The following is a 15,694-nucleotide window of genomic DNA, read 5'->3' on the forward strand; positions in this document are numbered from 1 at the left end:
GGCGAGATTGGCGCGCAACTGCGCGGCGAGGCGCCTGCTGCGCTCGTCGTCGCCCTTTCCACCGGAGGATGAGGCATCTGGCTTTCTGGCTTTGCTCAAGTGAAACTCCATGGAGAACCCGTCTGTAATCCTACCCCTGTGTCTTCGCACTGCAAGCGGCGCAGCACCGGTCCCAGGGGCGATTTTCACAGCCCTTTATCAAAGTGAGCAACTGAATGCGAATGTGTGCTTGCGCAATGCCGATCATTGTGGCAGAAGTCCGCCGCATCACAGAGGCGGGCGCGCTGTTGCCCGTTCATGGTCCGGACGCCTTTGGCCCGTTTGTTCTTCAGGCGTTTCCGTTCCGGCGCTGCTGCCGTAGCTCAGGGGTAGAGCACTCCCTTGGTAAGGGAGAGGTCGAGAGTTCAAATCTCTCCGGCAGCACCATTAAATCAAACACTTAGCTGGAACCTGTCTTTCTGTCATGACAGAAACGATGACAGAAACTACCGCCTTCCGATCCTCGATGCGATGTCGCCCTGAAACTCCGGGTGATGGTGGCCGTACACGTCTTCGATCATTTTCAGGCTCGTTCCCGCATACTCGGCAACGTCCCACGGATCCGCTCCACTCTGCATCATCCATGTCACTGCGGTGTGTTTGAGGATGTGCGGTGTTACTTCCTTTCCGAGCCCGGCGTTCGTTCGAGCCTCATCCCATGCCTTGCGCTGTGCCTTCACAGTCTTGCCGTGATAGTGGATCACGAAAGGGATAGGCTTCCTGTCTTTCGCTTCCCGCATGTCGGCCGCTTCCCATCTTCTGAGAAAGCCCGCCAGGCGGCGCGGAATGCGAATGGGCGGGCGGCGTTTTCTGGTCTCGGTCTCGCCCGCACCGCGCCGGTGGATGACGCCGGCTTTCGTATCCACACGGCCGCCAAGGGTGTTCTCCACCCATCCCAGACGCCGGACAGCGCCTGACCTGGTTGCCGTGTAGATGCTGATCAGAATGAAGCGCTGCAATGCGCGGGCCGAATCCCTGTCTTCAAGGTTCCGAGCCGCTCGGAGAAGGCGCGCGACTTCCGCACGCGTAAGCCAGCGCGATCTGGGTGGAGACTGCTGGGGCAGCGTGACAACAGGAAGAGCGTCCAGCGGCGTTTCGGCGTGGTAGGCATTGATCGCTGCCCGCAGAACCGTGAGCTCGCGCCTGGCGGTCTCTCGTGAAACAAGCTTCGGTTTCTTGGATTTGGTGGCCTGCCTGATGGGCTGTGAAGCACGATGGTCAACATAGGCCTGGCAGGTGGAGCGCTTCACCTCTGAAAGGGGTTTGATCCCCCACCAGTCCAGCAGGCGCTCTATCGAGTAGCTTGACGTCTTGGATCGCTGCCCGCCCGCGATCTCGCGAGCGTAGTAGATCAGGATGTCTGCGACGAGGAGTGCAGAGGAACGACTGTCTGTTGGCGGTTCGTATTTTTCTTCGATGTATTGTCGGAGTCTTCCCTCAGCGCTCTCGCGCTCCTCAAGGCTGCAGCCAGTGCCGCGTTTGACCGCTCCGTCGCGGATGAACCAGAGGCCGGCTTTTTTGTCGAACCAGAGGCGGGCGCCTTTTGCTGGACGCGGCATTTTTCCCTCATCTCTCTCAATGCGGCGCGCGTGACGAAATCGCGTCGGCCGATTCTTTCCATGACGAGGTTGCCCCGGGCAGCCTCCACCCTCAGTGTGGCAGGCTTGATCGCATCGCGGAAGACAATTCGGCAGGCTTCGACAAGCGTCATTGGCTCATCGTCGCCAATCTGCACGATGTCCAGTTCGTGCCTACCCATGCGTGCCTCCGTTGCTAGGGAGTTCGGCGCAATTTGGCGGCGTCACACCGTTCACCAGATCGCCCTCGGTGACGAAGCGAATGAGCATCGCCATCAACTGTACGATCTCCTCTTCAACCTCGATCCATTCCATGCGCTCTTCGGCGTAGTGGACCGCGCCACGCACCACCTCACCAGCTTCTTCGGCGATCTTGAGGGTCACATAGTTCGGCTGGGGGAACCTCGCGGCAGCCCTTGCAGCGGTGTCCTGCGCTCGACGGAATAGGGCGGCTGGATAATCCTTCGCCTCTGCCTTGGGTGCAGGCGCGATCCGCTCGCCGCGCTGGTGCAGCATCATCGCAAGGTTTCCAACGTCGAGCGGATCGCCTTTTTCGACGTGCTCACGAAGCATCGCCGAGATCTCGGGATTGTTGCAGAAGGCGTCGTCCCACCATCCGCCGCGACCCTCTTTGCGTTTCAGTGCAAGCTTTATCTTCATGGCTTCTGCGAACCGATCAACCGCCTTGTCGTCTGGGTGCGCCTCTGCCTTGGGGGCAGAAAGAACAGCATCGGCTTGCCGGAGTAGCGGTCCGATGATCTCGCACTCCTCGCATTCGTGTGACTGGTAGGCGCGGATTTCTGTCACGAAGTCATGCAAAGCCTGCTCAAGCTTCTGTTCGCGGCTCATATCAGCGTCCTCCGGTTGCCACCCATCACCTGTTGGCAGGCCGGGCAGATGTGGAGATAGCCCTGTTTGGGCTTGCGGCCTGCGATGCTTTGCGAGGCGCCGAAGAGCTCGGCCGTGCCTTCGCCACTGGCCGGATCGACCTTCGCCTTCACGATGCGCCAGCCGGCGGTTCGCGCGTCGGCGATCATCACGTCGAAATCCTCGCGGGCGTAAGTGTTGGGATAGCTGGCCGGACAGTGATCGCAGGCGACCTGCGTGCGGCCGTCATGGGTTTCTATGGTCATTGCTTAAGCGCTCCCTCCGCCCTGATGATTGCGGATTTCGCTTTCTGCAGGCGGTCGAGCTGGCCCTGACCCAGACCGCAGGTAAAGCGAACCGCCTCAAGCATGCGTGTCACGTCTTTCGTGACGGCGATGAGATCTTCCAGAAGCTCGCGCTGTTCGGCCGGGCCTCCGGGCTTTCTGGCGTATTGCCGCCATTCAGCGCGGCATGCCTCACAAGCGCGGAAGCTGGAGGGCGGCATGACGCTGCCGCAGTTGCTGCATTGAGCATGTGTGCGATCAGCCATCACATTCCCCAATCGTTCTTGTTTGAAAGGAAATCTTCGGCGCCGGTGCGGCGCTCGCGACGTTTCAGGCCGATGACGAGAAGGGCCACCAGGCCAAGGCCGAAAGCTGCGCCGGCGAGGGTGGCGAGGGCGGAGAACATGGTTCTGCCCCTCTCATGTCGCCGCGAAGATGAGCGCGCCGACGAAGCCATAGCCGAAGGCCAGCGACAGGATCAGCGCATGCTCGACGCGGCGGCGCGCCAGAAAGGCAAGCCATAGATGGCGAGCAGGGCCTTCCTTTGCGCTCTTCGGTTGTGGCGCTCCATTTTGATTGCAATACTCGCTTATTCTGTATCGAAGATTCTGTGCTTCGTCGCGGGTAGCTGAAATGCTTGTATTTCGCTGATGAGGGAGGGAAGAGTTGTGAGCGTTGAAATCATTGCCTGCAGTCGCTGCGACTTCGAGGCGACCTACGTTGGGATTGGCGGCAAGGGGAGCATCGATGAGAATGTGCTCGAAAAGATGCGGCTCTGCGCTTACGCGTCTGAGCATGGCGGGGATCCTCTCAATTGTCCGCATTTTGCCGCGGCGATGGAAAAGCCGGGGCGTCCTGTTCGTTGACGGGCCGAATCTCGGTTCTGGTGCTGCTCGACCGGCGCGTCCCGCTGTCTCCGGCCTCTTCCACCTCGGTGATTTGACGCAGTGACAAACCCTCGTGGAGTGAACGCGGATCGAAGTTCGGATCGCAGAGGTCTTGGAGCGCCTGTGCCATCTGTCCTGCATCGGCGATGGTTAGTCGCAGGCGCTGCACGCTCCCGTCGTCCATCGTGAACGAGACTGAGATGACCGATTTGTCGGAAGCGACGGTGACGCCGCGCCAGGAGGCGCGTTGACCAAACAGCTTGTTCCTGGTGATTTCTTCCGGCGAAGGCGGCGCGTTTCTAAGGGAGCAGGGCATAACTATGCCGCCCGCCCTTGCGACGCCCATAAGTTCGCCAAGTCGCGGGCCTCGGCGCCGTAGCGGTCGATCTCTGCGCTGGAAAAGCCCATGAGCGAAAGGGCTTCACGGTCGACCGTGCGACCGCCGCCCTGGATGACCAGCATGGCATCGGCCATACGGCGCACCGGGTCTGTTTCGATCTGGGCAGGAGCGGGAAGCCGTGTGGTGGCTGTGCGGTAGGTGATCATGACTTACTTTCCTCGTTGAGACTGAGGGAAGGTAGGCATCACTTACTAATATTGTCAACCGTGATCTGGTAGGTAGGTAAGCGCCGTGGCGTTAAGCTCAGTAAAATTCCTGTTGATATGTACTTGATTTGTTCTCATCGGCACGCGAGGTTAGTCGGCGTTTCCAGTGCGGGAGAGGCAGAGGCAGTAATGAGTTCAATGTTTGTTGTGCAGTCATACTTCACGGGCCGGCGAGGGGTGTTGATAGCGGACACGCCGCTTCAGGCGCAAAACACCAATCACGCCCGGCGGATTGCCGAGCGCCTTGCTTTGCAGAAAACGCTTGTCATTGCCTTCTCACGCTCGGGCAATCCGAAGACTGGTGAGTATGATGAAGCCCGTTTGATTGCGGCGTACGGGGAAGTTCCCGATGACGTGCTCGCGATGCCGCGCGCCTAGCGAGAGTTGTATTTTCCCACCACTCGATGGCAGATCGGCCATTCTGCGCGATACTCTTTGAATGTCTTGGCGGGCTTGTATTGCTCAAGCGTCCATTCGCGATCGTTGAGGCCATCCAGGCGCTTTATGATCGCCTCTGCTTCACCGGTTTCCCCCGGCGCAGCGTGGTAAAGCACGACATCGGTGTCGCGTTGTGGTGGGAGATTCGGATTGATTAGGGCCATGTCACCGGCCGATAGGCCGGCTCCATTGATTCCCCTGTGATCAGTAGGCCGTATCCCCCGCGAACACCTTCCAGGATGGTCGGCATCTTGAGATATTCTATTGCTTCAAAGGTCACGATCACGTGCCCGTCTCCACCTCGGGCGGCTGCGTAGAGCGGCAGTGATTTCTCGGGTTTCACAAGATCCTTGCCCGGAACGATCGAAGGTCTGAAGCCTCTTGTGCGTTCTTTTGGGTCGGCGGCTGGAGGCGCGCCTTTGGCCTCAAGCAGCCAGTCCGTAGACACGTTCAGGATGGAGCTAAAGCCGGGATGCGCTCGACGTCCGGGGTCGTTGTGTCGCTCTCCCATTGGGTGACCGATACGCGCTGTATCCCAAAGTGGTCAGCCACCTGCTTCTGGGTGAGTCCGCGCGATGCGCGCGCTTGTTTGATTCTTGAGCCGATCGTTTCCATAGCTTCAATTGTAATTAGTGCTTACTTCGGTTGCACCTACCAAAGCGCTTGACAAAGTAGGTAGGTAATGCCTACCAATGGCGCATGTTGAAGATCGTCGAACAAGCAGCAGAGAAAGTTGGCGGGCTGAACAAGCTCGCGGCTGAACTCGGGATCAAGCACCAGGCCTTCTACTCATGGAGGCAGGTTCCGCCTGCGCGTGTACTCGATCTCGAGCGAATTACCGGGATTTCACGGCATGACATTCGTCCCGACATCTATGGAAAGCCGGTGAATGCCGGCCCCGCAGGTCGAGTTCCGGAGGCTGCTGAATGACCGCACTCCTCAAAAACTCGTCCTCCCAAGACCGCGTTTCCGACCTCCTCCCAGGAGATGCGGCACCTGCCGCGCCTGTCTGCCTCCGCTCCTCCCGGGCGGAAGGCGCGGCTTCTTTCATTTCCATTCGGGTTTCGCCGGCCATGGCAATCCTGCTCAAGGCGCTTGCGGCCCATGACGGATTGCCCGGTATCGATGCGCTGATTGCCGACATGGCCGCCGAGCGCGCAAGGGCTGCGGGCATTCCGCGCCTTCTGCGCGCTGTATGTGACCTTGAGGCCGGTGCAGCCAGACGGTCCTTCGAGTTGCGGTTGCCACGGGAGGGGGAGGCTAGATGAGACTTTCAGGCATATCCCTTTGCCGGAATGAACCGCCTCTTGGCCTCGTGTCCGCAATTGAGGCAGCGAAGCGTGTGCTCCATGTGGCCCATCGGACCGGTAATTGGGTGCTCTTCTTCGCTTTGAAACTCCATGACCGCATGGCAGCGCGGGCAGTCGTTCGGCCAGGTGCCTTGGTTGCTGCCTTTCCGGACTCGAGCGTCGCTACACGCGCCTCCAGCTCCGCGATGCGTTTGGGGAGGCTGGTCAAGCTTCTCCAAACTGGAATCTGATCGAGGATTTTCAGAATGTCTGAAACTGCAATCAAGTCGTGTCCTCCACCCAATGAGTTCTTTATCGGCCAGAGGGGATTACTTTGTGGCGCGCGGAAATTGACGGTATCAGCATCCGCTCTGCCTTCAAGAGCGTCGTTGTTGAGGCCTTCCAGGGCGACCAGAAGATCAGTCATACGATCTCTGCTGCGCATGCACGCCACCTTATTGCGCTGCTGCAGGATGCAGTGAGCCTGGCGGACAGCAAATGATGATCGCGCGCTTCCCATGCGGACCTCCTTAGCGAACTGACGCTCGCACACTGACATCGCCAATCCATTCCCGCCACGGGAAACGACGCCGGGTTTTCCCGGCGCGGGAATGAGTTTGTGTCCTGTGCAACAGGCGGAAAGCTAACGATTTGGCTTTCCGAGCAACGAATGCCCGAAGCCATAGCGCAGGGCTTTTCCGGAGAGACCCATGATCCGAATGCCAATCCCCGCCACTTCCGCATCAAGGCTGCACAACGCGACATGATTGCCGCTGCCGGCGGCATCGAGCGCGTGGTGGAAATCGTCGGCTACTCGAAATCCACCGTCGGGCGCTGGAACAATGGCGACGGGCCGGACCTGATGCCGCTCGATGCGGTGTGGGCGCTGGAAGCCGAAACCGGCATGCCGGTGATCACCACCGCGCTGGCGGAGCTTTCCGGGCGACGGCTTTCCGACCCGAAGGAAGTGGCCGATGCCGAAGCCGACATCATGCGCGGCTATGCGGGGCTTTGCAGCAAGGCGGGCGAGATGATGGCGACCATGGCCGAGGCCATGGCGGACGGCAAGATCACACCGGCAGAGGCTGCCATCTATGACCGGCGGCTGAGCGAGCTTTCCGATATCATCGCCGCCTGCAGAAAACATGCGGCCAGTGTGCGCCATGCGGGCGGGTTTTCCGTGGTGTGTGGGGGCGCATCGTGATCCGCTCTGTCGAAGACATGGTGTGGTGCCGCAACGCGCCGGAAGCGACGGAGGGCGTGTCGGGCGGGCTTCTGCTAGCCGCGTGTGAGGGGCCTGCCTGCCAGTTTCCCGTGCGCAGCGAAGGGGCGGACACCTATTTCTGTGCGGCACCCGTGGAACCGGAGCATTGGGCAAGCGGGCGGCAGGACAGCCGCTATTGCCCGTTTCACCGCGACTATCTCAGCGGCTGCAAGAGCCTGGCAGAGGAAGCAGCATGAGCGCGACCCCGGCATGGCGGGCAGCACTGCTCGGCCTCATCCTCTTCGGGCTGCAGCTCCTGTGGCTTGCCGCCATCACGCCGGAGGCGGGCTGATGCGCAGCGACCAGGTGAGCCCGAACCTCTTCCTCGCCGGCAGCCTGCTGGCGCATCTCGACCCCGACAGCATCGCGCGCTTCGACGTGGAGCGCAGCCTGCCGGCGCGGGAGGCGATGCTGCGCCTGCGCAGGCGATTGCGGCGGGTGGGGAGCTCTTCGCATCAACCAGACAAGGGGAGGGCTGCGTGATGGCGCACGATCCGTGGAACCCGCGCGGGCCGGCACGAGAGCGACCGGGCGCGAAGATGGCGGCGGAAGGTGATGAAGCCAGCGGGCCACAGACCGTCGCCGCCGGTCAGCTGCGTGCCTTTGTCGAGCGGATCGAGCGCGTGCAGGAGGATATCGACGCGCTGAGCGACGACCGGAAGGAAATCTACGCGGAAGCCAAGGCGATGGGGTTCGACACCAAGGCGGTGCGGGCGATCGTCAAGCTGCGCAAGTTGGATCCGACCGAACGGCAGGAAGCCGAGGCGGTGCTCGACACCTACAAGGCCGCGCTGGGGATGGAGTGATGAAGTATCAGCTCCTGCCTCCGCTTTCTCCCGAAGATTTTGCCGCGCTCGAAGCCTCCATCATCGAGCACGGTGTGCTTGTGCCGGTGGAGTATGACGAGGAAGGCAACATCCTCGACGGGCACCACCGGGTGCAGGTCTGCGAGAGCCTCGGACTGGCGGACTGGCCGCGCTTTGTGCGCAAGGGGCTGAGCGAAGCGGAAAAGCGGACGCTGGCACGCGAGCTGAACGTTTCGCGGCGGCACCTGACCAGTGCACAGAAGCGCTCCCTGATCGTAGGGCAATTGCGGGATACGCCGTCGATCTCCTCTCGCGCGATTGCCGCCATGCTGGGTGTTGACGACAAGACGGTTGCGAAGGTGCGGCGGCAGTTGGTCGATGCTGCGGAAATTCCGCACCTTGAGGAAGTGGAAGGCCGCGACGGCAAAAAGCAGCCTGCGCGCAAGACCATCAAGACCGCCTACATGCCGGAGCCGGAAAACCGACGTGAGCTGATGCGGGTGGCAAAGGGCATTCGCGCCGAGACCCAGAAAACCCGCCATGCGGTGCGCCTGGCGCATATGGACATGGTTGCCGAGAAGGGCGCAGCGCGTGCACCCGAAGAGCTGGGCCGGGCCTATCCGGTCTATTATGCCGATCCGCCGTGGCAATTCGGTGTGCGATCGGAGGTGACGGGGCGCGAGAAGAGCGCCGAAAACCACTATCCGACCATGGAGACGGGCGCCATTGCCGAGCTGATGGCAAGGCTGATCGGCGGGGAGACGCCCGCGGTTCTCTTTCTCTGGGCGACCAATCCCATGCTGCCCGACGCACTGCGCGTGATGGAGGTCTGCGGCTTTGCCTATGTCCATCACTGGATCTGGGACAAGGAAGTGGCCGGCACCGGCTATTGGGGCCGCGACCGGCATGAGCTGCTTTTGATCGGAAGGCGCGGCGATGTGGTTGCGCCGCTGCCGGGTTCGCAGCCCGAAACCGTCTACCGCGAGCGGAAGGGGCGGCACAGCGCCAAGCCCGATTTCTTCGCCGAGACAATAGAGCGGTTTTACCCGGACATGGCGCGGCTGGAGCTGTTCTGCCGCTCGCCCCGACCGGGCTGGGATGCCTGGGGGTTTGAAGCGGGGGAGGGGCAAGCATGAGCCAGGCCACGCTGAATCTGGGGATGGGCGGACATCAGAACGCCGGGAACGGCGAAACAGTCTGGTTGACGCCTCCCTCGCTCATTCGCGCGCTGGGGCCGTTCGATCTGGACCCCTGCTTCTCCCCACCAAGACCATGGGCAACCGCTGGCGAGCATTACGGCCCAGATGTGGCAGGCGGGCTGGGTGGCCTGCATGCTGAGTGGTTTGGCCTTGTGTGGTGCAACCCTCCCTACGACCGCCATTTCGGGCGGTGGCTGGAGCGCTGTGCCGATCATGGCCGCGCACTAGCGCTTGTATTCGCCCGGACCGAGACGGCGGAGTTTCATCGCACAGTCTGGAACCGCGCTGACGCCTTGTTCTTCTTTGAGGGGCGACTGACGTTTCACCACCCGAACGGCCAGAAGGCGGCGGCAAATGGCGGCGCTCCCTCGGTGCTGGTGGCCTATGGTCGGGAAGCCGTACAGCGAATAGCCGCGGCAGGCCTGCGGGGGCGTCTTATCCACCTGCAGAGGGTGGCGGTATGACGGCATCTCGCCCCGACTTCTCCCCGCGCATGCTGATGCTCTTCCTGCGGGCTCGTGCCGAATTCCAGGTGATGGAGAGCGGCGAGCCGTGGCGGCGGACGGAACTTGTCCGTGCCGCGAAGACCGGGCTGCGCAGCTTGGCCGGGGTGACCAACAACGAATTTCACATGGCGTGGATGGGGCAGCTTTGCGCGCCGGAGCCGCGTGCGCGGCTCTGGGCGGCGCTTGGCCACCCGCCCGCCAAACGGGGCATCACGCTCACCCATGGAGGGCAAGACCATGGCTGATATCAACCACCTTCTCTTTGCCGAGGCCGTGAAACACACATTGCAGGAGCGGGGCCTCACATTCGGGTCCGCTGTCGAGGCATGGCCGGAACTGAACAAGGCGATGCTCTCGCGCGTGTGTGCGGGAAAGCCGCTTTCGGCGGGCAATTTTCTCCTGCTCTGCGCCCTGCTGCAATTGCGGCCCTATGACTTTCTCGTCCGCGACAAGGGACGGCGGCTGACCCTGCGCAGGATCGCGAAAAGCCTTTGCGATGAGCCTGTTACAGTGCATGCCAAACGTGAAACGGAAGGTGGTGCGCCATGACGGACACCATGCTTCCCATTCTCAGGCAGCTTCGCGAAGCGCGTGACGACCGGGCATTCGCGCATCTGCTTCTGAAGCTGCCCGATACGATCCTGCTCAAATATCAGGACGTGATTGTCGCCATGAGCCGGCGACGGCAGTTCGACGCCGGCGTGCGCTTCATCGAGTTTCGACTGACGGCGATGCGCGCCGTGCGGGACGGGCGCGGGCAGCTCGCGCCCGGTCTTGCGGCCGGTCTCAACCAGTTTCAGGACGCCATGGCCGCCTTTGCCGAGGGAGGCGAGGCATGACGCGCCGGTCGACAGGATTGAAGGCATCCAGAAGCGCATAGCCTCCGTGGTGGGCAAAGCGCTCATGGAGGAGGTCGAGGGTCTGTGTGTGCCCGAACCGCGTGTCGTCGTGCGCAGGATGGACGAGGAAATCATGCAGGCCTGCCACATCCTTTGCCGGGCCTATGATGCGCTCCAGCAGGCCAAGTTCTCCGGCCATCAGGAGGTGCGTGCGCGCGTTTCGCTGGAGACTGCGGCAAAGCGGTTGCAGACCGTCATGCGCAAGCATGGGAGGTTTCCGTGACCCGACGCGAGCGCATCCGGCAGAAGATCATGGCGCGCGTGGAGATTGTCGACACGGGCTATGAGACGCCGTGCCACCTGTGGACCGGCCCGACCAGCGGCGACGGACGCGGCGGGCACTATGGCCGCATGTCGCTCGATGGGCAGACCGTGGCCGTTCACAAGGTCTCGTGGACGAACGAGAACGGGTTCATCCCCGGCAAGAAGCAGCTCGACCATAAATGCCGGCAACGGCTCTGCGTGCGCGAGGATCACCTCGAGCTGGTGACGCACAGGCAGAACCAGAAGCGGCGGGCGGCGGCACGGGCTGAGGCGCAGTCGGGCCACAATGGCGGGCCGGCGCTGGAGGCTGCCGAATGACCGTGGCAGCCGAGCACAGAAAGACCGATGCCGAGCGCCTGCGCGCCATCCGCACCGCATTGGCAGCGATCCAGCCGGGACAATGGCAGCGGGCGGCGGATGACGCAGGCGAATTCGTGGAGGCACGCACGGAACACGGCGAGCTGCTGCCGATCGCGCGGTTTCACGCGGGCGCGACCTTTGATGAGATGATGTTCATCTGCGCGGCACCCGACATGGTGGCGTTTCTGCTCAACCTGGTGGACCGGGCGATTGACAGGGCGCGTGCGCAGAAGGTGGGACCGCCACCGGTGCAGCGGGCAGGGCAGGGCGCGCCGCCCGACTTTGCCGCCGAAGCGACCATGAAATGCGACGAACCGGCCTTCCGCACCTTTCTCGCGGAAAAGCACGGGCTTGAACAGCCGCTGACGAATGACCGGGCCGTGGTGAAGCTGCGCTCCATCCTCGGCATCACCTCGCGGCGCGAACTCAACGAAAACCGACAGGCTGCGAAGCGCTGGAAGGCGCTGCGCGGCGATTTCTATGCATGGAGGAAGGCGGGATGAATGGTCTCCGCGTTCTGGTTGGCTGCGAGTATTCCGGCATTGTGCGGCGGGCCTTTGCCGCGCGTGGGCATGACGCATGGTCCTGCGATCTGCTTCCTGCCGATGATCGCAGCAACCGGCACATTGTCGGCGATGTGCGCGACATTCTGCATGACGGCTGGGACCTGCTTGTCGTCGCCCATCCGCCCTGCACACGCCTTTGCCGGTCTGGCCGCCGCTGGCTTTCCGGCGCGGGCAAGATGACGCCACCAAAGCAACTGCCGAAAGGGCGTAGCTGGGAAAGCATGAAGGCGGAATTCGAGCAGGGCATTGACCTGTTCGTTTCCTGCTGGCGCGCGCCCATTCCCCGCGTGGCGATTGAGAATCCGGAAATGCATGACCTTGCCAAGGCCCGGATGCCGGCAGACCTGCCGCGCCCGCAGATCGTCCAGCCGTTCTGGTTCGGGCACCCGGAATACAAGGCGACGGGCTGGTATCTGCGCGGGCTCCCGACGCTTTGTGAAACGGACAGGCTGCCGGAGCCTGAAAAGGGCAGCGACGAGTGGAAGCGGTGGAACCGCGTGTGGCGCATGTCGCCGGGTGCGGATCGCGGCAAAGAGCGCAGCCGCTTCTTTCCCGGCATGGCGGCGGCAATGGCCGACCAGTGGGGCCGTGCAGCCCTTGATGATCTTGCGCTGGAGGCTGCGGAATGAACGATCCTCGCTTTTCCATCATTCCGGGCTGGATCGTCACCGATCCGCGCCTCAAGGGACGCGATCTGCAGGTGCTATGCCTGCTTGGTCGGCATATCGACAAGGCGGGCTGGTGCTTTCGCAGTCAGGTGAAGATGGCGCGGCAGCTCGACTGCGCGCGGTCGACCGTGCAGAGCTCGCTGGAACGGCTCATGAAGATCGGCGTCGTGGAGCGACGCACCGGCGACAGCTTCGACGGGCGCGACACCTCCTATCACTACAGGGTCATCTTTGACCGGGAAGTGGCGGCTTCGACCCTGCGCACATGGGAAGAGGATGAGGCCGAAAATGATCAACTCGACCCTGCGGAAACAGGGTGCCGGTCAGCCGGCACCCCTGCCGATATACCGGCACCCCCTGCCGGCCCAGAGTCGGCACCCCCTGCCGGTCCTGGATCGGCACCCTATAAGAACGTCCCCGATTTAACGCCCCCTGCAGAACAGGAGAGAGAGGCGCGCGCAGGCGAGCGGGAAGAAAATGGAAACTCGCCGACGAACCGCAAGACGCTCGAACGGGCATTCGAGCGAGCCTTCCAGGCATGGCCGACATCGGTGAGCGATAGCAGGCCGGAGGCATGGAAGGCATGGATTGACCTCTCAGCCGAAGAGCGTGTGCAGGCTGACGCGGAAGCGGAGCGCTATGCGGCTGCGGTCAAGAATGGCGGCAGGAAGCACCTTTGCAGCCATGCGGTCTATCTGCGGGAGAAACGCTGGTTGCGTCTGGAGCCTGCGGAGAATGCGGCGCGTCCAGCCGTGGTGCTGGCAAAGCCATTCGGAAAGCTCTGGCAGGCGGCGAGGATCAAAACCCTGTTCGCAGGGCCAACGGGGCCGACACCCGTGTTGACCCGCATCGAACGCCGGATGGTGGAGGGTGGCAGTTTCACGGAGGAACAACTGATCGCCGACAAGCGGGTTCGGACGGGGTTTCCGTCGATCAACGTGATGCATGAGAAGGCCATGCATCGGCAGGGCGTGACCGTCTCGACCGCGCTGGAGCCGCTTGCCGAGATGATGGAGGCGGTGCGGGTTGGCTCCGAGCGGTGGGAGGAATGGCGGGCGGAGCACCAGGCGCGCGGCTGGCCGTGGATACCCGACCCCGGGCGGCAGGAGTGGGTTTACTTCCCGGCTGGCGGGCCGGGCGGGCTGAAGGATTTCGAGGCGGCAATCAGGGCATACGAGGCAAAAGGCAATGATGATGGCGCGCAGCAAGCAGCTGAATGAGGCGAAACCCGTTACTCAAGATCAACTGTCAGATGCCGAGATTTCAGCGCTCCTCATGCGGGCGAATCGGCAGGCAACGGCAAGCCGCAAAACACAGGCAATGCTTGCCGGGTCCGGTGATGAGCCGAGCGGCCGACGCTGGTATGTGCTTCGGACGGTTCCACGCTTCGACAAAGCTGTGGAAAAGACCTTGGTCGACGCGAAGGTAGAGCACTGGATGCCGACCGAAAAGCGCCCGTGGAAGCGTCCGAACTCGAGGAAAATCTGGATACAGGAACGCCCCGTCATGCCCGGCTACGTGTTTGTACGGGTACTGTCGTGCGCCTCAATATGGGGTGGTCTGGCGCGTGTTCGTGGTGCCCTATCTGTGATCTCCGGGGCGCATGGCCCGCTGCCGGTGAGTGACGAAAACGTCTTGAAACTCAAGGCAGTGCTGGAAAGTGATGAGGAAGATATCGAAGCGGTGAAGGGGCTCTATCGGTCAGGTGACAAGGTGCATATCGATCACGGCCCGTTTGCAAGTTTCCCTGCTGTGGTCGAGCGTGTGGTTGGTATCGATATGGCACGAATTCTGGTGACGATATTCGGTCGCGAAGTGCGGACGACGATCCCTCTTGCCGATCTGAGCAAATAGCGTTAGCGATTCTGACCCAGGACGATCTGGTGAGCCTGAGCGCAGCGTCAGAGGGACCATCGCAGGACTGATGGACGAGTGGGTGAAAGCCCCACGCCGAGCGCCGGCCAGACCCAGGCAAAGCGAACCGAACGAGGTTTCAGCTTTGCCGCGATGGGGTTCTATTCTCGAAATTCTGTTTGCCGCTCTCCTGAAGAGAAGGGTTGACGCTTGAGAACTTCGGTCAGCTACAATCAGCAGGATTTTGAACAAAAGCTGGCTCGAGACCTTGGGCGCGACCTGCCATTTGCTTTCGCGAGGGCGGCGACATGGACGGCGCAGGACATCCAGAAGAACTCCAAGAAGTGGATGGTGCGGGTGTTCGATCGCCCCACGCGGTGGACGCTGAACGCCGCGTTCGTGAAACCGGCAAGCAAACGGACGATAACTGCGGAAGTCTACTTCAAGGACTTCGCGCCGAAGGGTACGCCGGCCGGCAAATATCTGCTGACGCAGATTCGAGGTGGCAGACGCCCACACACGCGATGGGAAAAACGGTTGATCCATGCCGGTATCATGCGGGTGAATGAATACGCCATGCCAGGCAAGGCGCTCAAGCTTGACCGGCACGGCAACGTACCCCGGAGCACATATGCGAAGATCCTGTCGCAGCTTCAGATTGGCGACAGCGGGATCGGCAACGAGAGCCGCGCGAGCAAGGCGGCAAAGAGACGGCGCGGCGCTGCCCGATACTTCGTTTCGTATGGAAAGGATGCCCCCCGCATCGGCGGCATCCGGCCCAGCAATCTGCCCCGGGGTATATGGCAGCGCGATCGGCGCGGTGCGGTGACACCGGTCTTCATCTTTGTGAACCGTGTCCCAGACTATGCCGACGCGTTCGATTGGAAGAATTGGGCTGATGCGACCGCAAGGGCCCGGCTTCCCATCAACTTCAAACGTTCTGCTGATCTGATTTTGCGTCGCCCGAACCGCTGAGTTCATCCTCTGAAGCACAATCTGCCATGTGGGCGGCCCCGCACACCTCTTTGGGTCCTTCCTGGACAAGCCCGACCCGCGAGTAATTCGGACCGCGGGGTTTCGGCAGTCTGAGCCGATTCTGAAAGCCTAAAGTCGAAGCCTAAAGATGAGCGAACCCGCTAAAGTCGAGACTATGGCGAAGGGCGACTTTGCACGCCTTATCGGCGTCTCGCCCGGTCGCGTGTCGCAATACATCACCGAGGGCAAAATCTTCGGTGCGGCCATTGATGGCGAAGGCAGGCTCGCCCGCATTCGCCCCGACGTGGCGCGCGCCCAGCTCTACAAGTCGCTGGAGCCTTCGCAG

The 15,694-nt window shown here is 62.0% G+C and carries 30 protein-coding genes, 1 tRNA gene and 1 pseudogene; 21 read left to right on the forward strand and 11 right to left on the reverse strand.

From position 1 onward, the window contains the following. Window positions 1-351 precede the first annotated feature (351 nt). Window positions 352-426: transfer RNA gene (locus tag JCM21793_RS19475), tRNA-Thr, on the forward strand. A 59-nt stretch (window positions 427-485) separates the two neighbouring features. Here JCM21793_RS19475 and JCM21793_RS19480 read toward each other — a convergent pair. The 8 genes from JCM21793_RS19480 to JCM21793_RS19520 form a co-directional block, all read right to left on the reverse strand. Then, on the reverse strand, window positions 486-1,598 hold the full coding sequence (locus tag JCM21793_RS19480; protein ID WP_025031434.1) for a tyrosine-type recombinase/integrase: 1,113 nt from the start codon (window positions 1,596-1,598) through the stop codon (window positions 486-488). Between the two features lie 192 nt (window positions 1,599-1,790). Further along, complete coding sequence (locus JCM21793_RS28925) at window positions 1,791-2,465, reverse strand: hypothetical protein (protein ID WP_081784772.1); 675 nt, start codon at window positions 2,463-2,465, stop codon at window positions 1,791-1,793. Then, window positions 2,462-2,749, reverse strand: a complete 288-nt coding sequence (locus JCM21793_RS19495; protein WP_025031435.1) for a hypothetical protein — start codon at window positions 2,747-2,749, stop codon at window positions 2,462-2,464. Before JCM21793_RS19495 ends, JCM21793_RS28925 begins: the two co-directional genes overlap by 4 nt. Beyond that, window positions 2,746-3,033, reverse strand: coding sequence for a hypothetical protein (locus JCM21793_RS19500; RefSeq protein WP_025031436.1), 288 nt, complete (start codon window positions 3,031-3,033; stop codon window positions 2,746-2,748). The genes JCM21793_RS19495 and JCM21793_RS19500 overlap by 4 nt, the downstream gene beginning before the upstream one ends. Continuing rightward, complete coding sequence (locus JCM21793_RS29330; protein WP_155983487.1) at window positions 3,033-3,173, reverse strand: hypothetical protein; 141 nt, start codon at window positions 3,171-3,173, stop codon at window positions 3,033-3,035. Before JCM21793_RS29330 ends, JCM21793_RS19500 begins: the two co-directional genes overlap by 1 nt. 13 nt (window positions 3,174-3,186) lie before the next feature. Then, window positions 3,187-3,564 carry a hypothetical protein gene (locus tag JCM21793_RS19510; protein ID WP_025031437.1) on the reverse strand — a complete coding sequence of 126 codons (378 nt, stop codon included), beginning with the start codon at window positions 3,562-3,564 and terminating at the stop codon, window positions 3,187-3,189. Between the two features lie 13 nt (window positions 3,565-3,577). Beyond that, window positions 3,578-3,970: a hypothetical protein gene (locus tag JCM21793_RS19515; protein WP_025031438.1), complete on the reverse strand. Its 393-nt coding sequence runs from the start codon at window positions 3,968-3,970 to the stop codon at window positions 3,578-3,580. A gap of 2 nt (window positions 3,971-3,972) precedes the next feature. Then, window positions 3,973-4,200: a hypothetical protein gene (locus tag JCM21793_RS19520; protein WP_025031439.1), complete on the reverse strand. Its 228-nt coding sequence runs from the start codon at window positions 4,198-4,200 to the stop codon at window positions 3,973-3,975. 198 nt (window positions 4,201-4,398) lie between these two features. On the opposite strand from JCM21793_RS19520, the gene JCM21793_RS19525 reads away from it, so the two are divergent. Further along, window positions 4,399-4,638 (forward strand): hypothetical protein, encoded by a 240-nt coding sequence (locus JCM21793_RS19525; RefSeq protein ID WP_051556242.1) that lies wholly within the window; start codon window positions 4,399-4,401, stop codon window positions 4,636-4,638. Here the strand turns inward: JCM21793_RS19525 and JCM21793_RS19530 are convergent. Together JCM21793_RS19530 and JCM21793_RS31575 are read right to left on the reverse strand one after the other, a co-directional pair. Then, window positions 4,635-4,862 carry a hypothetical protein gene (locus tag JCM21793_RS19530; protein ID WP_025031441.1) on the reverse strand — a complete coding sequence of 76 codons (228 nt, stop codon included), beginning with the start codon at window positions 4,860-4,862 and terminating at the stop codon, window positions 4,635-4,637. The two genes, JCM21793_RS19525 and JCM21793_RS19530, sit on opposite strands and share 4 nt — an antisense overlap. Before the next feature lie 286 nt (window positions 4,863-5,148). Beyond that, on the reverse strand, window positions 5,149-5,313 hold the full coding sequence (locus JCM21793_RS31575; RefSeq protein ID WP_081784773.1) for a helix-turn-helix domain-containing protein: 165 nt from the start codon (window positions 5,311-5,313) through the stop codon (window positions 5,149-5,151). Between the two features lie 84 nt (window positions 5,314-5,397). Here JCM21793_RS31575 and JCM21793_RS19540 point away from each other — a divergent pair, with 84 nt between their 5' ends. Together JCM21793_RS19540 and JCM21793_RS19545 are read left to right on the forward strand one after the other, a co-directional pair. Next, window positions 5,398-5,628, forward strand: coding sequence for a transcriptional regulator (locus tag JCM21793_RS19540; protein ID WP_025031443.1), 231 nt, complete (start codon window positions 5,398-5,400; stop codon window positions 5,626-5,628). After that, window positions 5,625-5,966: a hypothetical protein gene (locus tag JCM21793_RS19545; RefSeq protein WP_025031444.1), complete on the forward strand. Its 342-nt coding sequence runs from the start codon at window positions 5,625-5,627 to the stop codon at window positions 5,964-5,966. Before JCM21793_RS19540 ends, JCM21793_RS19545 begins: the two co-directional genes overlap by 4 nt. Here the strand turns inward: JCM21793_RS19545 and JCM21793_RS29335 are convergent. Then, window positions 5,959-6,414, reverse strand: coding sequence for a hypothetical protein (locus JCM21793_RS29335; protein WP_155983488.1), 456 nt, complete (start codon window positions 6,412-6,414; stop codon window positions 5,959-5,961). The two genes, JCM21793_RS19545 and JCM21793_RS29335, sit on opposite strands and share 8 nt — an antisense overlap. Before the next feature lie 243 nt (window positions 6,415-6,657). Here JCM21793_RS29335 and JCM21793_RS19555 point away from each other — a divergent pair, with 243 nt between their 5' ends. The 17 genes and pseudogenes from JCM21793_RS19555 to JCM21793_RS28935 form a co-directional block, all read left to right on the forward strand. Then, window positions 6,658-7,191 (forward strand): phage regulatory CII family protein, encoded by a 534-nt coding sequence (locus tag JCM21793_RS19555; RefSeq protein WP_025031445.1) that lies wholly within the window; start codon window positions 6,658-6,660, stop codon window positions 7,189-7,191. Next, window positions 7,188-7,448: a hypothetical protein gene (locus JCM21793_RS19560; RefSeq protein WP_155983489.1), complete on the forward strand. Its 261-nt coding sequence runs from the start codon at window positions 7,188-7,190 to the stop codon at window positions 7,446-7,448. The genes JCM21793_RS19555 and JCM21793_RS19560 overlap by 4 nt, the downstream gene beginning before the upstream one ends. A 94-nt stretch (window positions 7,449-7,542) precedes the next feature. Then, a complete protein-coding gene (locus JCM21793_RS19570) occupies window positions 7,543-7,734 on the forward strand; it encodes a hypothetical protein (RefSeq protein ID WP_025031447.1) in 192 nt (63 codons plus the stop codon). Window positions 7,735-7,790: 56 nt separating this feature from the next. Then, window positions 7,791-8,057, forward strand: a complete 267-nt coding sequence (locus JCM21793_RS19575) for a DUF2312 domain-containing protein (RefSeq protein ID WP_025031448.1) — start codon at window positions 7,791-7,793, stop codon at window positions 8,055-8,057. Next, window positions 8,057-9,193, forward strand: a complete 1,137-nt coding sequence (locus JCM21793_RS19580; protein WP_025031449.1) for an MT-A70 family methyltransferase — start codon at window positions 8,057-8,059, stop codon at window positions 9,191-9,193. The genes JCM21793_RS19575 and JCM21793_RS19580 overlap by 1 nt, the downstream gene beginning before the upstream one ends. After that, window positions 9,190-9,720, forward strand: a complete 531-nt coding sequence (locus JCM21793_RS27145; protein ID WP_036540979.1) for a methyltransferase domain-containing protein — start codon at window positions 9,190-9,192, stop codon at window positions 9,718-9,720. Before JCM21793_RS19580 ends, JCM21793_RS27145 begins: the two co-directional genes overlap by 4 nt. Continuing rightward, window positions 9,717-10,007, forward strand: a complete 291-nt coding sequence (locus JCM21793_RS19590; RefSeq protein ID WP_025031451.1) for a hypothetical protein — start codon at window positions 9,717-9,719, stop codon at window positions 10,005-10,007. Before JCM21793_RS27145 ends, JCM21793_RS19590 begins: the two co-directional genes overlap by 4 nt. Then, window positions 10,000-10,311: a hypothetical protein gene (locus JCM21793_RS19595; RefSeq protein ID WP_155983490.1), complete on the forward strand. Its 312-nt coding sequence runs from the start codon at window positions 10,000-10,002 to the stop codon at window positions 10,309-10,311. The genes JCM21793_RS19590 and JCM21793_RS19595 overlap by 8 nt, the downstream gene beginning before the upstream one ends. Further along, a complete protein-coding gene (locus JCM21793_RS19600) occupies window positions 10,308-10,601 on the forward strand; it encodes a hypothetical protein (protein ID WP_025031453.1) in 294 nt (97 codons plus the stop codon). The genes JCM21793_RS19595 and JCM21793_RS19600 overlap by 4 nt, the downstream gene beginning before the upstream one ends. Then, window positions 10,579-10,884, forward strand: a complete 306-nt coding sequence (locus JCM21793_RS19605; RefSeq protein WP_025031454.1) for a hypothetical protein — start codon at window positions 10,579-10,581, stop codon at window positions 10,882-10,884. The genes JCM21793_RS19600 and JCM21793_RS19605 overlap by 23 nt, the downstream gene beginning before the upstream one ends. 29 nt (window positions 10,885-10,913) lie before the next feature. Beyond that, window positions 10,914-11,243: an HNH endonuclease signature motif containing protein gene (locus tag JCM21793_RS19610; RefSeq protein ID WP_051556244.1), complete on the forward strand. Its 330-nt coding sequence runs from the start codon at window positions 10,914-10,916 to the stop codon at window positions 11,241-11,243. Continuing rightward, window positions 11,240-11,788, forward strand: a complete 549-nt coding sequence (locus JCM21793_RS19615; RefSeq protein ID WP_025031456.1) for a hypothetical protein — start codon at window positions 11,240-11,242, stop codon at window positions 11,786-11,788. The genes JCM21793_RS19610 and JCM21793_RS19615 overlap by 4 nt, the downstream gene beginning before the upstream one ends. Next, the gene (locus JCM21793_RS19620; RefSeq protein ID WP_025031457.1) at window positions 11,785-12,480 is read left to right on the forward strand and encodes a hypothetical protein; all 696 of its coding nucleotides are present in this window, start codon (window positions 11,785-11,787) and stop codon (window positions 12,478-12,480) included. The genes JCM21793_RS19615 and JCM21793_RS19620 overlap by 4 nt, the downstream gene beginning before the upstream one ends. After that, complete coding sequence (locus JCM21793_RS19625; protein ID WP_025031458.1) at window positions 12,477-13,739, forward strand: LvrA C-terminal domain-related protein; 1,263 nt, start codon at window positions 12,477-12,479, stop codon at window positions 13,737-13,739. Before JCM21793_RS19620 ends, JCM21793_RS19625 begins: the two co-directional genes overlap by 4 nt. After that, on the forward strand, window positions 13,708-14,373 hold the full coding sequence (nusG, locus tag JCM21793_RS27150) for a transcription termination/antitermination protein NusG (RefSeq protein ID WP_025031459.1): 666 nt from the start codon (window positions 13,708-13,710) through the stop codon (window positions 14,371-14,373). The genes JCM21793_RS19625 and nusG overlap by 32 nt, the downstream gene beginning before the upstream one ends. A gap of 210 nt (window positions 14,374-14,583) precedes the next feature. Then, entirely contained in the window at window positions 14,584-15,348 is a 765-nt protein-coding gene (locus tag JCM21793_RS19635) for a hypothetical protein (protein ID WP_025031460.1), read from the forward strand. Between the two features lie 148 nt (window positions 15,349-15,496). Beyond that, a pseudogene (locus tag JCM21793_RS28935) lies at window positions 15,497-15,694 on the forward strand (hypothetical protein); the annotation flags it as partial.

It is taken from the genome of Nitratireductor aquibiodomus NL21 = JCM 21793, from assembly GCF_000615975.1.
Taxonomy (GTDB): domain Bacteria; phylum Pseudomonadota; class Alphaproteobacteria; order Rhizobiales; family Rhizobiaceae; genus Nitratireductor; species Nitratireductor aquibiodomus.

Excerpts from the sequence above, each read along its gene's own strand:
- JCM21793_RS19595 (WP_155983490.1), top strand. The coding sequence starts at position 10,000 with ATGGCTGATATCAACCACCTTCTCTTTGCCGAGGCCGTGAAACACACA.
- JCM21793_RS19525 (WP_051556242.1), top strand. The coding sequence starts at position 4,399 with ATGTTTGTTGTGCAGTCATACTTCACGGGCCGGCGAGGGGTGTTGATA.
- JCM21793_RS19510 (WP_025031437.1), bottom strand. The coding sequence starts at position 3,564 with ATGCTCAGACGCGTAAGCGCAGAGCCGCATCTTTTCGAGCACATTCTC.
- JCM21793_RS19580 (WP_025031449.1), top strand. The coding sequence starts at position 8,057 with ATGAAGTATCAGCTCCTGCCTCCGCTTTCTCCCGAAGATTTTGCCGCG.
- JCM21793_RS19530 (WP_025031441.1), bottom strand. The coding sequence starts at position 4,862 with ATGGCCCTAATCAATCCGAATCTCCCACCACAACGCGACACCGATGTC.
- JCM21793_RS19620 (WP_025031457.1), top strand. The coding sequence starts at position 11,785 with ATGAATGGTCTCCGCGTTCTGGTTGGCTGCGAGTATTCCGGCATTGTG.
- JCM21793_RS19540 (WP_025031443.1), top strand. The coding sequence starts at position 5,398 with ATGTTGAAGATCGTCGAACAAGCAGCAGAGAAAGTTGGCGGGCTGAAC.
- JCM21793_RS29335 (WP_155983488.1), bottom strand. The coding sequence starts at position 6,414 with ATGACTGATCTTCTGGTCGCCCTGGAAGGCCTCAACAACGACGCTCTT.
- nusG (WP_025031459.1), top strand. The coding sequence starts at position 13,708 with ATGATGATGGCGCGCAGCAAGCAGCTGAATGAGGCGAAACCCGTTACT.
- JCM21793_RS31575 (WP_081784773.1), bottom strand. The coding sequence starts at position 5,313 with ATGGAAACGATCGGCTCAAGAATCAAACAAGCGCGCGCATCGCGCGGA.
- JCM21793_RS19610 (WP_051556244.1), top strand. The coding sequence starts at position 10,914 with ATGGCGCGCGTGGAGATTGTCGACACGGGCTATGAGACGCCGTGCCAC.
- JCM21793_RS19515 (WP_025031438.1), bottom strand. The coding sequence starts at position 3,970 with ATGCCCTGCTCCCTTAGAAACGCGCCGCCTTCGCCGGAAGAAATCACC.
- JCM21793_RS19480 (WP_025031434.1), bottom strand. The coding sequence starts at position 1,598 with ATGCCGCGTCCAGCAAAAGGCGCCCGCCTCTGGTTCGACAAAAAAGCC.
- JCM21793_RS19615 (WP_025031456.1), top strand. The coding sequence starts at position 11,240 with ATGACCGTGGCAGCCGAGCACAGAAAGACCGATGCCGAGCGCCTGCGC.
- JCM21793_RS19575 (WP_025031448.1), top strand. The coding sequence starts at position 7,791 with ATGGCGGCGGAAGGTGATGAAGCCAGCGGGCCACAGACCGTCGCCGCC.
- JCM21793_RS19625 (WP_025031458.1), top strand. The coding sequence starts at position 12,477 with ATGAACGATCCTCGCTTTTCCATCATTCCGGGCTGGATCGTCACCGAT.
- JCM21793_RS27145 (WP_036540979.1), top strand. The coding sequence starts at position 9,190 with ATGAGCCAGGCCACGCTGAATCTGGGGATGGGCGGACATCAGAACGCC.
- JCM21793_RS19545 (WP_025031444.1), top strand. The coding sequence starts at position 5,625 with ATGACCGCACTCCTCAAAAACTCGTCCTCCCAAGACCGCGTTTCCGAC.
- JCM21793_RS19590 (WP_025031451.1), top strand. The coding sequence starts at position 9,717 with ATGACGGCATCTCGCCCCGACTTCTCCCCGCGCATGCTGATGCTCTTC.
- JCM21793_RS19570 (WP_025031447.1), top strand. The coding sequence starts at position 7,543 with ATGCGCAGCGACCAGGTGAGCCCGAACCTCTTCCTCGCCGGCAGCCTG.
- JCM21793_RS29330 (WP_155983487.1), bottom strand. The coding sequence starts at position 3,173 with ATGTTCTCCGCCCTCGCCACCCTCGCCGGCGCAGCTTTCGGCCTTGGC.
- JCM21793_RS19600 (WP_025031453.1), top strand. The coding sequence starts at position 10,308 with ATGACGGACACCATGCTTCCCATTCTCAGGCAGCTTCGCGAAGCGCGT.
- JCM21793_RS19500 (WP_025031436.1), bottom strand. The coding sequence starts at position 3,033 with ATGGCTGATCGCACACATGCTCAATGCAGCAACTGCGGCAGCGTCATG.
- JCM21793_RS19520 (WP_025031439.1), bottom strand. The coding sequence starts at position 4,200 with ATGATCACCTACCGCACAGCCACCACACGGCTTCCCGCTCCTGCCCAG.
- JCM21793_RS19495 (WP_025031435.1), bottom strand. The coding sequence starts at position 2,749 with ATGACCATAGAAACCCATGACGGCCGCACGCAGGTCGCCTGCGATCAC.
- JCM21793_RS19555 (WP_025031445.1), top strand. The coding sequence starts at position 6,658 with ATGCCCGAAGCCATAGCGCAGGGCTTTTCCGGAGAGACCCATGATCCG.
- JCM21793_RS28925 (WP_081784772.1), bottom strand. The coding sequence starts at position 2,465 with ATGAGCCGCGAACAGAAGCTTGAGCAGGCTTTGCATGACTTCGTGACA.